Consider the following 13052-nt stretch of genomic DNA (forward strand, 5'->3'; position numbering starts at 1 on the left):
TCGATGGGGGCACGGTTGCCGCGGCTTTGCACCTTGGCAACCCGTCAGCAACGCGCGAGGTCAATCAGGAAGCATCCTGTTTCGCGGCGGCATCTTCGGCGTCGAGGGCTGCGGCAACCGCCTGGCCCACCAGCATGCCGAACGCGCCGTTCGATGCGAGGCCGCCCACGCTCGATGCGGCAGCCGCCCCGCAGCAGTACACGTTGGGAATGGCGGCACCCACGATGCTGAGCACCTGACCGCTCTTGTCCGTCTTTACGCCGCCGCTCGACTTGTACCGCTGCGGCAGCTGCTTGAGCGCATAGTAGGGCCCTTCAAGCTCTTCCAGGTACAAGGTGCGACCGAAATCGGCGTCCTTGCCGTCTTTCACGAACCCGTTGTACCGGTCGAACGTTTCGTTCAACACGTCAGGAGAGATGCCCATGCCCTCGGCCAGCTCATCCAAACCGTCGAACGGTCCGATGAGGCGCTTGGCGTTCTTGCTGGTCACCTCGGCGATGCTGCGCGACTGGCCGCTTTCGGTGAGCTGCTTGCCGAACACGGTCCACCAGTAGCCCCGCTCTTCCGAAAAGCAAGCGCCGGCCGCGGCGTTCGCGTCGTCCTCGCGCGCGAAGCGCTTCCCCAACGCGTCCACGATGACCGTGGGGCCGAACATGCCCCACGCGGTGGCCTGTGGCAGGTTGCTGGTAAGCGGCGCGGCCTTGTCCATGTTGAGAAGCTGGCCGCCCAGCAGCGCGCACAACTGCTGGCCCTCGCCCATGGAGGCGACGGTGTAGCATCCCACGCGCTCGAAGTCCGGCGTGTTTGCATGCACGAGCGGCTGGCTGCTGGCGAAACCGCCCGTTGCGACGACGATGCGGCGAGCGCGCACGTCGAGCACCGAGGTGCCCGATTCCACGCAGAAGCGCATGCCGCAGGCCGCCCCGCTCTCGTTCAGGATGAACGCGACGGCCCGATGGCCGGTCGAGAAGGTGGCTCCCTTGGACGTAAGGCCGTCTCGCAGCGGCATCATAACGCTCTGCATGTCGCCGAGGCCGTTCCTCGGCAGCATGACCGACGTGTTAACCTTGCCGTCCACGTAGGTTTTCGGATCGGCGAACTGCGCACCGTAGTCGGACGCGAGGCGATTCGCCCAGTCCGTCGCGGTGGAGAACAGCGTTTTCGCAAAATCGAGGTCTTCGATGCCGGCAGCGCTCAACTCCTTTTTGCGCGCCTCCCAGGCCTCGTCGACCGTGGTCTTCACGCCCGCGCTCTGCTGCACTTCGGTGCCCGCGATGCGCATGACGCCGTTGGATTCGTAGCTCTCGCCGCCCAGCAGGTCAAGCTTCTCAACCACCATCACCGAGCGCTTCGCCTCGAGCGGATCCATGGCGGCCGACAGGCCCGCCACGCCGCTGCCCACGATCAGCACGTCGACATCGGCATCGAACGAGATGGCCGGCTGTCCCATCACACTTGATTGGTCTGCGGTTTCGTTGGCCTCGTTCGTGGTCGTCAGAGGATTGTCCGGTAGCTTTCCCGCCTCGCACGCACCAAGGGTTCCGCCCACGGCGAGCATGGCAGCGGACAAGCCCGCAAGTTTGAAGAACGCGCGGCGCTCCATGGCGGTGAACCTCCTTTGATCGGGTGCTTGCTAGACGTAGAATGTTTCGTGCGGACAGGGGGGCTCGAGCGCGCGTTTGAACGCCGTCGCGCGCACCGTTCGCAGCACGCGTTCGACATCGACGGCATCGAACCCTTCGGCTACCAGCGCCGCCGCGTCCAACCCGCGTTCGATATGCGCTTTCAGCAGACGGTCGAGCGTCGCATAATCGATGCCCATGCTCTTCTCGTCCTCCTGCTCGGGCGAAAGCTCGGCGCTCGGCGGCTTCGTGAACACGTGCTCGGGGATGGGAGGGGTCGCGCCCACGGCTTCAGCCTGGGCGTTTCTCCAGCGTGCTACGGCGAACACGTCGGTTTTGTACAGGCCGCCGATAGGGGCGAAAGCGCCGGCCGTATCGCCGTACAGCGTAGAGTAGCCCATCATGGCCTCGCTCTTGTTGCCCGTGTTCACGAGCATCCACCCGTAGGTGTTCGACAACGCCATGAGGCACACCATGCGGCAGCGCGCCTGCGTGTTCTCGGCGGCCAATCCTTCGAGCTGACCGCCGCACGCGTCGGCCAGCGCAGATTCGAACGCCCGGTATGACTCGGCAATGGATACCGTGCACGGCTCGAGGCCCAGGTTATGCGCAAGCTCAAGCGCATCGTCCACCGAATGATCAGTGGAGTACGGCCCCGGCATGAGCACACCGTGGACGCGGTCGGCACCGAGCGCGTCCACGCACATGACGGCCACGAGGCTCGAATCCATGCCGCCCGACAATCCGATGACGACGTCGGTGAACCCGGCGCCGTTCATGAAGCCCTCGAGCGCTTCGACGCAGAGGCGATACCGTTCGCTGTTCTCCAAGACTCTCCTTTCGTAGGCCCGCCGACGTCAGCGAGAAACGGCGTCGGAACTACACGGCGCGAATGCGCTCAGCCAGCCATTCGGTCCAAGCTTCGACGCCGTCGCCCTTCGTGGCGGCGATCGGGAAGATGGGTGCCTGCGGGTTCAGCTGCGCGACCGCCTCGTCGAATGCAGTACGGTCGAAGTTAAACACCGGCATGGTATCCACCTTGTTGAGCACCACGGCCTCGGCAACCTGGAACACGCCGGGGTACTTGAGGGGCTTGTCGTCGCCCTCGGGCACGGACAGGATCATCACCTTGGCGTTCTCGCCCAGGTCGAAATCGGTGGGGCACACGAGGTTGCCCACGTTCTCCACGATGATGAGGTCGAGGCGTTCGAGGTCGAGCACGTCGACGGCACGCTTGATCATCGCGCTTTCGAGATGGCATGCACCGCCCGTGTTGATCTGCACGGCGGCGATGCCCTGCGCCTTGATCTTCTCGGCATCCACGTTGCTGGCGATATCGCCCTCGATGACCGCGATGTTGAACTCGTCGCGCAGCGCGTCGATGGTGGCCAGGATGGTAGACGTCTTACCCGAGCCGGGGCTGGCCAGCAAGTCGAGCACGAACACGTGGTTTTCGGCGAAGCGCTGACGCAACTCGGAAGCGATCGCGTCGTTCTTCTGGAGGATCGGCTGCTTCAGATCGATTTGCATGGTTAGTCCTCGTTCTCCTCGTCATCGTCGTCTTCATCGGGTAGGTCGACCTCAATCGAGTCGATCTGCAGCTCGCGGCCGGCGATGAGCTCGGTGGCGAAGCTGTTGCATTCCGGGCACAGCATGTGGAAGCGGTCGTGCTCGTACTCGGCACCGCATTCCAGGCAGCGGCTTTTCGGTCGCACCATGGTGATCTCAAGTTCGGCGCCTTCGCACAGCGCGTATTCGCGCTGCTCCGACAGAGCCTCGAACGCGAACATGAGCGCGTCTTCGATGGCCTCGGTCATCTCGCCCACCGACAGGCTCACTTTCAGCACGCACGTGGCTCCGGCCTGCTGCGCCGACGACGTCACCGCGTCCATCACGCCCGTCATGATTCCCAATTCGTGCATGGCGCTCCTTCGCGCTTGATCCGCCTTGTATCGTTCGTGCCTATAGTAGCCGAAGACTCCGCACCGTGCAGGCATCGATGCGTCAACGGGTGCGAATGCTGCTCAGAAAACGCAAAAAGGCCCGCCGCTGATCGACGGGCCTTCAACCTGGTACGGTTCGGACTACTTGGCTTTCTTGGCCTTCGTCTTCTTGAGCGCCAGCTCCTCGGCGCGCTCCTCCGCCTCTTCGGCGTCGAGCTCTTCCGTTTGCTTCTTGATGCGGTTGCGCAACACGATGCGGGCGATAAACAAGCTTCCTTCATACAGCACGAGCAAGGCGGCGAACATGAGCAGCATGGTAACCGGGGATGCGTCCGGTGTGGCCATAGCGGAAACGACCATGAGCACAACGTACACCGTGCGCCAGCTCCCGCGAAGCTTCTTGTACGGAACGACATCGAAGATGACGAGGTAGAACACGATAAGCGGCAGTTCGAACGCGAAGCCGAAGCCCAGTTCGAACTTGATAATCATGTCAATATACGATGACATACGGGGAGCGACGGTGCCAAGGCCGTTCGCCTGATCCGTGAGCCATTGAAACGCGGGATTCAGAATGACCAGATAGCAGAAGATCGTTCCAAAAATGAACAGGCCAACCGCAGCTGCAAACGTCGGGATGAACCACTTGCGCTCGCTCGGCTTGAGAGCCGGCAGGAAGAACGCAAGGATCTGCCACAGAATTACGGGAGCGCACGCCACAACCGACGCCCATAACGAAATCTTGAAGCGCGTGGAAAACGCCTCGAACGGGTCAATCGCTTGCAAAGAAGCGAACCCGGACGCATCCGTCGGAAGAAATTCCGAGATAGGCAGCAGCAAGAACTGGCCCATGATAGGCGTGGCCATGTAGAAGACAACCACGGCGATGGCGAGGCATGCGATGATGCGCACCAGGCGCATGCGAAGCTCGCCCAGGTGATCGAATAGGGGCATTCGTGCCGGTCCGACGGGCATGGCTTATTCCCCCTTCTCGTTTGTGTTGGCTTTGGCAGCCGCTTCGACGGCCTTCCGGTTCGCCGCGCGCGTGGCTGCGGCCTTCTTCGCGGCCGCCGAACGGGCAGCTGCCTTTTCGGCGTCGGTTTTCGCAGCGGGCTTGGAAGCGGCCGCGGCTTTTGCAGCCGTGGGCTTCGCGGCGGGCTTGGATGCGGGCTTCGAAGCTGCCGGGGACTTCGCGGCTGCAGGCTTGCTGCCGGCCGCGGGCTTCGCGGCTGCGGGCTTCGCGGCAGGTTTTGCTGCTGCAGAAGGAGCCGCCGGTTTCTTGGCTGCGGGCTTCGTGCCGTAGAGCTCGTCGGGCGACGGTTTCGGCTTTGCGGCGGTCGCGGCGGCGGGCTTGGCAGCCGGCTTCGCTTCCGCAGGTTTCGGAGCTTCGGGCTTGGCGAACGAGCCGTCGGGCTTCGCCACGGGCTTGGCTGCAGCCGCCGTCGTCGCAGCGGCGGCAGCGGGGGCGGCAGCGTCGCCGCTTGCGGCCTTCTCGGCCTCGGCAGCTTTCTTGGCAGCGCGCTCCTTATCGTACTTCGCCTTGCGCTCGGAGAAGCTCTCGGTCTTCTCGGCCTTGTCGTCTTTGCCGATCTCGCCGACCTTCGACAGCGCCTCAAGCGGATTCTTGAACGGCTCGTCGGACGTAGGGTCGTAGACCTCCGTCTTGATAACCTTGTTCATTTCCTCTTGAGCGCTTCGGAACTTGTTGATGGCCTTCCCCAGCGTTTTCGCCATGGCAGGCAGCTTGTCGGGTCCGAAAATCAGGAACCCGAACAGCAAAATGAGGAATAGCTCGAATCCACCTATACCAAACAAAGCAAACCCCTTTGTGCGGTTACTCTTCTCTCGTTTCCGCGCCCCGTGCGCGGCAACGATTTATAGTATCACAAACCCGTCCCGTCGACCCGAACGAGATAGCTCTACAGAAAAAGCATGACGAATGGTCACGATGCCGCGCTCCACGACCTTCCCACACGGCATGCGCCGTTCGGATCGGATCGGAAAAGCGGGCTGCGCGTCGGCGAATTCTGGCAAGTTCGCGTCGTTATGGCTAGGTTTTCGGGGGCGGACGACGAGCACGTCCGGTGCCTCGGGGCAAATGCCCAGCTCAGCAAGTTTCGATCCTTATCCATTCGCCTTTGAGGATAGCCAAAACGACTCGAACTCGCCGCCGCATGCGCACCGCCTTGCAGCACAAGGGAACCGTTCCCGATTGCGCCGTGCAACGAGATCGGCGATGCGGCTTTCGTTCTGGCCTTCGACGAGCAAGCGCCTCTGGCACAAATAGTGGCACAAATAGGGACTGTCCCCATTTGTGCCAGTTCGCGACTTGGCTTACGAGCCGCTTCCGAGGAAGGCGAGCGCCACCGTGGGGATGCCGAGCGCCAGCACGAGGATGACGCACACGACGATGGTGAATATCTTCTTGGTGCGCGCCGCCGCCTCGCGACGCTCTTTCTCCTTGCGTTCGCGCTCCTGTGCGGCGCGGACGCGTTCGCTCTTCTGCTGAGCCGTCAGCTTCTGGTTCGTTCCCATGGATTACAACCTCAACTTACCGCGGATCTCGATGACGCGGGCGATGTTCTTCGCAACCTCGACGCCCACGTTCCACTTGTTCTTCTCGTACAGCGTGACGCCGTTCACCATCGTCATGAGGATGTCGGCACCGCTGCAGGTGTTCACGACGGCCGACACCGGGTCGGTGGTGGGCGTCTGGTGCGAACCGGACAGGTCCACGGCGACGACGTCGGCCAGCTTTCCTATGTCGAGCGAGCCGATCTTGTCGTCCAGCCTGAGCGCGCGGGCGCCGCCGATGGTGGCCATCTCCAGCATGGTGGCCGAGTCCAGGAACTCGCCCACGTTCACCGCGCGCTGCACCAGCATGCCGATGCGCATCTCGGTGAGCATGTCGGTGGAATCGGTCGCGGCGGGCGAGTCGGTGCCCATTCCCAAGCGCAGGCCGGCGCGCATGAACTCGTTGATGGGCGCCACGCCCATGCCCAGCTGCGCGTTGCAACGCGGGCACACGGCCACGGCCACGTCGTACTCTTTCAGCTTCTGCACGTCCTTGTCGTCCACGTGCACGCAGTGGATGGCCAGCACGTTGTCGGACTCGAACGCTCCCCAGTTCAGCGCGTAGCGCACGGGCGTCGTGCCCGTGGGCAGCCACGGCGGGATCTCGACGAAGCCGCGCTTCTGGTCCATCGTGTGCACCGAGAACGGCGACGATCCGTACTTGATGAAGTTGTACTCCTCGCGGTTGCCGGCCATGTGCATGGCCACGGGCACGCCCTCGCGACGAGCGAATTCCGACACCTTCGTGAACACGGAGGGATGGCACGCGTACATGGCCGCCGGGGCCACGCCGATGGTGATGCGGTCGCCGTCGACCTCTTCGCGCCAGTGCATGATGTCGTTCTCGGCGATGCGCATGGCGTAGTCGACGCGGCGCTTGTCCATGGCGCCCACTTCGCGGTAGATGACGCTGCGCATGCCCAGCTTCTGCGTGGCCGTGCACGCGGCGCCGGTGGTGGTGATGTCGGCGACGGTGGTGATGCCGCTCGACAGCGCCTCGAGGCCGCCGAGGATGGCGGAATCGTACCAGTCGCCCACGTCCATCTTGGCGCTCTTTTCCAGCATGGACGTGATCCAGGTGGTGTACGGCACGTCGTGCACGATGCCGCGCATGACGGAGTTCTCGAGGTGCGTGTGCAGGTCGACGAGGCCCGGCATGAGCGCCGCCTGGCCGAAGTCCGTCACCTCTTCGTCGGGATAGCGCAGCTTGAGCATCTCGGCCGTGCCGATATCGCGAATGACGTTGTCGCGGACCAGCACCGCGCCGTTCTGGAACGGCTCGGACGTGATGGGAAGAATGTATTGTGCGCACAAAAGCATGTCTGTCCCGCCAATCTCTTAGAATAATCGCATGATGCGTATGATAGCATTCCCCGTCCCCTCTTCGGCAAACGCACACAGGGGAATCGGCAGCCGCGCGCACGGAATCGCCCCGGAGGAGGGCGATAAGGGCGACGTCAGGAGCGGTTGGCGAGCAGAGGCGTGACCTCCCCGTGTGCGAGCAGCGTGATGGTGCGCGTGGCGCGCGAGATGGTGGTGTACAGGCGCCGGCGCGACAACGGGTCGTCCGGGAAGGTCCGCGCGCTGGCGTCGGGAACGATGACGTGGTCGAACTCCAATCCCTTCGCCAAGCGCAGCGGCAGGAGCACCACGCCGCGCGCCGGCAGCGTCGCGGACGCGTCGATGATCGCGGGGGCCGCATCGCCCAACGCTTTCTGCAGCTGCTTGGCCTGGTGCTTCTGGGGCACTATCACCGCGGTCAGCCCGTCGTTTTCGGACGCTTCCGCGATGGTGCGGCGCAGCGCGCGGTCGTATTCGTCGCGGTCGGCGTACGCGCGGATCACCGGCGCAGTGTCGGCGCGCTGGATGGACGAGATGCGCAGGCGCTCCTCGGAGCTGAGCAGGCTGGCGAACAGCTGCGTGATCTCGGGCGTTGAGCGGTAGCTGGTCATGAGGCGGCATTCCTCCAGCGGGCCGCGCGCCTTCCGGAACAGCGCGCGCACCTCGTCGAAGGTGGCCGTGCCCGGCGCGATGGCTTGGTTCCCGTCGCCCAGCAACAGGAAGTGGGCGCGTTTGAAGTAGCGCGCGAGCACGGCCAATTGAGCCACCGTGTAGTCCTGCACCTCGTCGATCATCACGTACTTCGCATCCGGATTACCAAGGCCCGTGAGCGCCATCTTGAGGTAGAGCCACTCCACCGGAACAAGGTTCTCCACACCCAGCAGGCGCATGCCAATGCGGTCGATGCGCAGCCAGTCGTCGTTCTCCACCGCGCGCTGCGCAGCCGCGAAGCGGGCGTCCACGTACTGCTGCCCCATGGCGCGCACCTGGGTTTCGTCGTGCGGGTCGAACGTCTCGCGGAACAAGTCGACCTGTTCGTCGGGGGTGAGCTCCGCGATCTCGTCGAGCACCTTCTCCGACGAAGCCAGCTGCTTGAGGCGGCTCTCCAAGCGCTCCATCAGCTCCTCGCGCATGAGCGTGACGAGGTGCGGGCCGGCGGGGATGTTCTTGAACTTCGCCGCCACCTGGAGGATCTGGCCGACGGTGACCAGACGCTCCCCGTGGCAGTGAATCTCCTTGAAGTCGTGCTGGTCGAACGTGAACGTGGCGCACGCCTCGTCGATGCGCTTGAGCGTGTCGAGCGATGCCGGCGCCTGGCCGCCGGTGCGGTCGGGCGGCATGAGGCCTTGCAGGAACTCGTCCCAGGTGAGGCATTCGGGATTGCGCTCGCCCAGGTCGGGCAGCACGCCCTCGATGTAGTGCTCGAACACGGGGTTCGGCGTGATGAGGAACACCTCGCTGGGGTCGAGGCTTTCGCGCTGCTGGTAGAACAGGTAGGCGATGCGCTGCATGAGGACGGACGTCTTCCCGCTGCCGGCGATGCCGTTCACGAGCAAGGTCGGAACGTCCTCGTGGCGGATGACGAGGTTCTGCTCTTTCTGGATGGTGGCGGTGATGGCCTTCATCTGCGCCGTGCGCTGCTTCGTCAGCGAGGCCAGCAGCATGGCGTCCTGGATGGCGACGCTCGTGTCGAAGTAGGCGTTCAGCCGGTCGGCCTCGATGTCGAACTGACGACGCAGCTTGAGGTCCACGTGGATGGTGCGGCCGTTGGCCTCGTAGGACGTGGGGCCGTTCTCCTGGTTGTAGTACACCTCGGCCACGGGCGAGCGCCAATCCACCACGAGGCGACGGTACGCGTCGTCGGAGATGCCGGCCGTGCCGATGTAGAGCTCCTTGGGCTTTTGGCCGGGCTTGAGCTGCATGACCACCTTCGCGAAGTAGGGCTGTCTGAGCAGCACCTGGATGCTCGTGAGCTTCTCGGCATCGACAGTTTGCGCGAGGTTGTACGCGTCGATCACGCGGTTCACCGTGGCGAAGTCGGCGTAAGTCTCCATGGCGTCGGCGTAGCTGGCGAGGTTCACCGACAGCTCGTCCACCATCGCCAGCTTGTCGGCGGCAGCGTCCTTGCTGTTCCGCTCCATCTTCGCCAGCAGGTCGCGGCCCATAGTCTGCAGCGTGGCGTACGTCTCGCTCAGGTGGCGCTGCTCCGCTTCGAATACCGGGTCGGATTCGGGCGCGAGCTCGGGATCGGTCGCGGGGTCTGCGAGGTCCGTTGCGAGGTCTGTGTGCTCGTGTTCCAAAAGTGCTCCTCAGTCTCCTTCGTTGGCTCGGGAGATTATACGCTCAGCCTGTGGAAAAAAGGAGCCTGTTCTCGCCAGGTTCCTTTCCTGTATAATAAGGCTACACCTTCCCCTCTTTCCTGATTAACGGAGCAATACCTGTGAGCATCGACACCGCTACCGGCAAGGAAGCGCCCGCGGACATTTCGTCCGAACGCGTGAAAGACATCTTCTCCTCCATCGCCAAGAAATACGAACGCTTCAACGCCGTGTCGAGCTTCGGCGCGTACAAGGCGTGGCTGGCCGGCATGATGCGCCAAGCTCCCATCGGCGCCGACGCGGACGTGCTCGACATCGCGGGCGGCACGGGCGACGTGACGTTCACCGTGGCGCGCGCCAAGCACCCCCGCCATATCCAGTGCACCGACCTCGTGGACGAGATGCTCGACGTGGCGCGCATGCACTACGCGGACGGAAAAGCCGAGGGCGTCCCGGTGGACTTCGAGGTGGTGGACGCGCAGCACATCCCATACGACGACTGCTCGTACGACGCCATCACCATGGCGTACGGCATCCGCAACATGCCCGAGCGCGATCGAGCGCTGTCCGAGATGTTCCGCGTGCTGAAGCCCGGCGGCGCGCTCGTGTGCCTGGAGTTTTCCACGCCTCCGAACGCCGTATGGCGCGCGCTGTACGGTTTCTACCTCAAGCACCTCATCCCCTTCTGGGGCGGACTCATCACGGGCGACCGCGAGGGCTTCGTGTACCTATCGCGCTCCATCAAGGCGTTCCCCGATCAACAGGGGCTGGCGACCATGATGGAGAAAGCCGGGTTCGAGGATGTGACCTGGAAAAACTATACCGGCGGCATCGCTGCCGTGCACGTGGCGAGGAAGCCGGAGTAGACAGCGCAGGAGGGGCTACCCGGTGATTTCCGCTACGGACTTGATGTCGGCTATGCGGAACAAGCGCTGCGTAGCGCCTTTGGCGCCGAAGGGGGCGGGGCACTCGATGAGCACCCACTCGTCGTCGGAGTCGAGAACGATGCCACGGCCCTCCGTCGACGGGGAGCCAGCTTCGGAAAAGATGCGTCCTGGCAACCACAAGGTGAATGCGCACGCACGACCGTGCAGGTCGCGCAGCTGCTCGGCGACGAACGCGGCGTTTCCTTTTTGCTCGCGATCGAAACGCTCGGAGAAGCTCTCCTTCGAGGTCGAGTTCTTTTTGGGCAACCGGCTGAGCACGAAGCCGAGCTGCACGATGACGACGACCAGCAGAAGCTCGATCATGACGCCTCCTCCTCGTCGTCGTTCGGCCAGGCAAGCACGCTGTCGATCAGGTCGATGTCGATGAGGCGCACCGCCGTCTGCTTCTTGAAGTAGAATCCTCCTTCGAACCAGGAACCTCCGCCAAGCATATGCTCGACACGCAACCACTCGTCGCCGACGTTCAGCACGCGTGCCTTATCGGGAAGAGCGGACGACTTCATAATGTCCATCACGTCAGGGGAAGTGCGATAGCAAATGCGGCAGCGCTTTCCTTCGAGGCGCTTGAGCACGTGCAGGTCGCGCGGTTCCCCGGTCGCGCGATCGGGATCGGCCATCACGACTTCCACGTCGTCGGCCACAAGGTCGTCCAGGCTCACGCCGTACAGCCGCGCAAGCTCGCTCGCCTTGTCGAGCGCCGGCGCGCCCTGGTCGCATTCCCAATTCGAGACGGTTTGGCGCGTCACGCCCAGCGCGGTGGCCACCTGCTGCTGGCTCATCCCCCGCTTCTTCCGCAGCTTCATCAGTTTCTCGCCGAGCATCGCACCTTCCTTCCCAAACGATTCCGCTGGGATTATTCTCGCTGATCAGAGGCGCGGATTGAAGCAAATAATCCCGACATTTCGGCAAATTCGTTTGGCGGGACGACAACGAACCGCCCAGCCTCAGAATTCTAGAAGGTCCTCCATGGTGCAGCCAAGCGTGCGCGCAAGAGCGTACAGCTTCATAGCATGAGCGCCGTTGATGTCTTTCGCCCGCTGCTCGTACTGTTGAACGGCCCTCAACGACGCACCCGAAGCCCTCGCAAGCTGCTTCTGGGTCATGCCGCGCGCCTGACGGATCGTCTTGAGCCGCGTGGGCTGCGCTTTGCGATCGATCAGCGATTCGATCGCATCGGCCGCACGATCTTCCGACGCCTCGTGTAGCGGTTCGTACAAACGCATCAAATCTTTCATGCTAACTTTCTCATGCAAAGACGCGAACGGTCGGCCGGATCGCCATTGCGCATACGCGAGAATCCACCCGCACCAATACTCTGGAGAACGATCCAGGGGAGCATGGAGGGCTTCGCAGAGAGGATCGAGCCGCATTCCCGCACGTTCGCAAACCTGCAAGACGAGTTCGATACCCGACATCCCCGCAACGTAGCGAGGGGAGCCGCCGCCGAACGCGGCGGCAATGTCGGTCTGCACGAACAGGTCGAAAAAGCGTTGGGCTCCCACCCGATCATCGCGCGCGGCATAGTCGAACGCTTCCGCAAGCGCGTCCATAGCGTCGTACAGATATGTTTTATCGTAGGCGCTCATCATCTGCCCCCATTTCGCCGAGGATGATATCTCGCAGGAACAGGCCCTGCATGCCCTGCCGCCGCACTTCCGTACGATACCGCGAGCGCGCTTGATCATCGCGCAGCTTACGCCTTGGGTAGTAGAGCGCGCTTGAAACAGGCTCGGACGACATGAAGCTGATACGCTCGAACGCGCGCTCGCTTTTCAGCACGACCTGTTCGCCCAAGTCGCCCAACTTCATAGCATGCGAGAGCTGTTCGACCGAGATGGCGTTGTTGAGAAACGCTCGTGCAAAGGAGAAGTAGCTGTCGTCGGCCCGGTAGCCAACGATGACGTCGCATGTCGAAACGTCGACGGCGAATCGCTCGCGCAGATACGTCGCGCCCTGCGAAGCCACCGGCAAACTGAGATCGACGATGCGATGATCCAAAAGCAGCGCAAGCCAATGGAGTATCCCGTATTCGGCAGCCGACAGATCAAGCACGGAAAGCCCGCGCGCATCGAACCGATACTCGTTGACATACCCATCGGAATCGGCGGCGGCACAGGCCCATTCCCGAGCAAGCTCGACGTGCTCGGTACAGTAAAAACCGCGCCCGTAGTCATTATAGGTTCGCCCTTTGCCGCATCGAGGCACTTCGATGATGTCGCAAGAACCATGGTAGAGCATCAAGGTCTCGTTCATAAGCTACTCCTATCTCTTTAGAGATAGGAGTAGCTTACCATAAGAGACCCCTCG

14 protein-coding genes are annotated in these 13052 nt (G+C 63.0%); 1 reads left to right on the forward strand and 13 read right to left on the reverse strand.

The annotated features are described in order from the left end of the window. Positions 1-64: 64 nt before the first annotated feature. The 9 genes from C1A15_RS00580 to C1A15_RS00625 form a co-directional block, all read right to left on the reverse strand. Positions 65-1603, reverse strand: a complete 1539-nt coding sequence (locus C1A15_RS00580) for an FAD-dependent oxidoreductase (protein WP_101720776.1) — start codon at positions 1601-1603, stop codon at positions 65-67. A gap of 30 nt (positions 1604-1633) precedes the next feature. After that, positions 1634-2452: an NAD(+) synthase gene (gene nadE / locus C1A15_RS00585; protein ID WP_101720777.1), complete on the reverse strand. Its 819-nt coding sequence runs from the start codon at positions 2450-2452 to the stop codon at positions 1634-1636. Positions 2453-2501: 49 nt separating this feature from the next. Further along, positions 2502-3152 carry a hydrogenase nickel incorporation protein HypB gene (hypB, locus tag C1A15_RS00590; RefSeq protein ID WP_101720778.1) on the reverse strand — a complete coding sequence of 217 codons (651 nt, stop codon included), beginning with the start codon at positions 3150-3152 and terminating at the stop codon, positions 2502-2504. Positions 3153-3154: 2 nt separating this feature from the next. Beyond that, positions 3155-3544, reverse strand: coding sequence for a hydrogenase maturation nickel metallochaperone HypA/HybF (locus C1A15_RS00595; RefSeq protein ID WP_101720779.1), 390 nt, complete (start codon positions 3542-3544; stop codon positions 3155-3157). Positions 3545-3706: 162 nt separating this feature from the next. Beyond that, on the reverse strand, positions 3707-4540 hold the full coding sequence (gene tatC / locus C1A15_RS00600) for a twin-arginine translocase subunit TatC (RefSeq protein WP_101720780.1): 834 nt from the start codon (positions 4538-4540) through the stop codon (positions 3707-3709). 3 nt (positions 4541-4543) lie between these two features. Continuing rightward, positions 4544-5380 carry a Sec-independent protein translocase subunit TatA/TatB gene (locus C1A15_RS00605; protein WP_101720781.1) on the reverse strand — a complete coding sequence of 279 codons (837 nt, stop codon included), beginning with the start codon at positions 5378-5380 and terminating at the stop codon, positions 4544-4546. Between the two features lie 519 nt (positions 5381-5899). After that, positions 5900-6100, reverse strand: coding sequence for a CASC3 protein CASC3 (locus C1A15_RS00615; protein ID WP_101720783.1), 201 nt, complete (start codon positions 6098-6100; stop codon positions 5900-5902). Between the two features lie 3 nt (positions 6101-6103). Then, positions 6104-7459: an amidohydrolase family protein gene (locus C1A15_RS00620; RefSeq protein WP_101720784.1), complete on the reverse strand. Its 1356-nt coding sequence runs from the start codon at positions 7457-7459 to the stop codon at positions 6104-6106. Between the two features lie 137 nt (positions 7460-7596). After that, a complete protein-coding gene (locus C1A15_RS00625) occupies positions 7597-9780 on the reverse strand; it encodes a HelD family protein (protein ID WP_101720785.1) in 2184 nt (727 codons plus the stop codon). A gap of 140 nt (positions 9781-9920) precedes the next feature. On the opposite strand from C1A15_RS00625, the gene C1A15_RS00630 reads away from it, so the two are divergent. Next, a complete protein-coding gene (locus C1A15_RS00630; RefSeq protein WP_101720786.1) occupies positions 9921-10664 on the forward strand; it encodes a class I SAM-dependent methyltransferase in 744 nt (247 codons plus the stop codon). Positions 10665-10679: 15 nt separating this feature from the next. On the opposite strand, the gene C1A15_RS00635 is transcribed toward C1A15_RS00630, so the two are convergent. The 4 genes from C1A15_RS00635 to C1A15_RS00650 all read right to left on the reverse strand — a co-directional run bounded on the left by C1A15_RS00635 (position 10680) and on the right by C1A15_RS00650 (position 12998). Continuing rightward, complete coding sequence (locus C1A15_RS00635; protein WP_101720787.1) at positions 10680-11048, reverse strand: hypothetical protein; 369 nt, start codon at positions 11046-11048, stop codon at positions 10680-10682. After that, complete coding sequence (locus C1A15_RS00640; RefSeq protein WP_101720788.1) at positions 11045-11566, reverse strand: helix-turn-helix transcriptional regulator; 522 nt, start codon at positions 11564-11566, stop codon at positions 11045-11047. Before C1A15_RS00640 ends, C1A15_RS00635 begins: the two co-directional genes overlap by 4 nt. 123 nt (positions 11567-11689) lie before the next feature. Further along, positions 11690-12334, reverse strand: coding sequence for a helix-turn-helix domain-containing protein (locus tag C1A15_RS00645; RefSeq protein ID WP_101720789.1), 645 nt, complete (start codon positions 12332-12334; stop codon positions 11690-11692). After that, a complete protein-coding gene (locus tag C1A15_RS00650; RefSeq protein ID WP_101720790.1) occupies positions 12315-12998 on the reverse strand; it encodes a DUF3990 domain-containing protein in 684 nt (227 codons plus the stop codon). Before C1A15_RS00650 ends, C1A15_RS00645 begins: the two co-directional genes overlap by 20 nt. Between the last annotated feature and the right edge of the window lie 54 nt (positions 12999-13052).

This window comes from Eggerthella timonensis (genome assembly GCF_900184265.1).
GTDB lineage: Bacteria > Actinomycetota > Coriobacteriia > Coriobacteriales > Eggerthellaceae > Eggerthella > Eggerthella timonensis.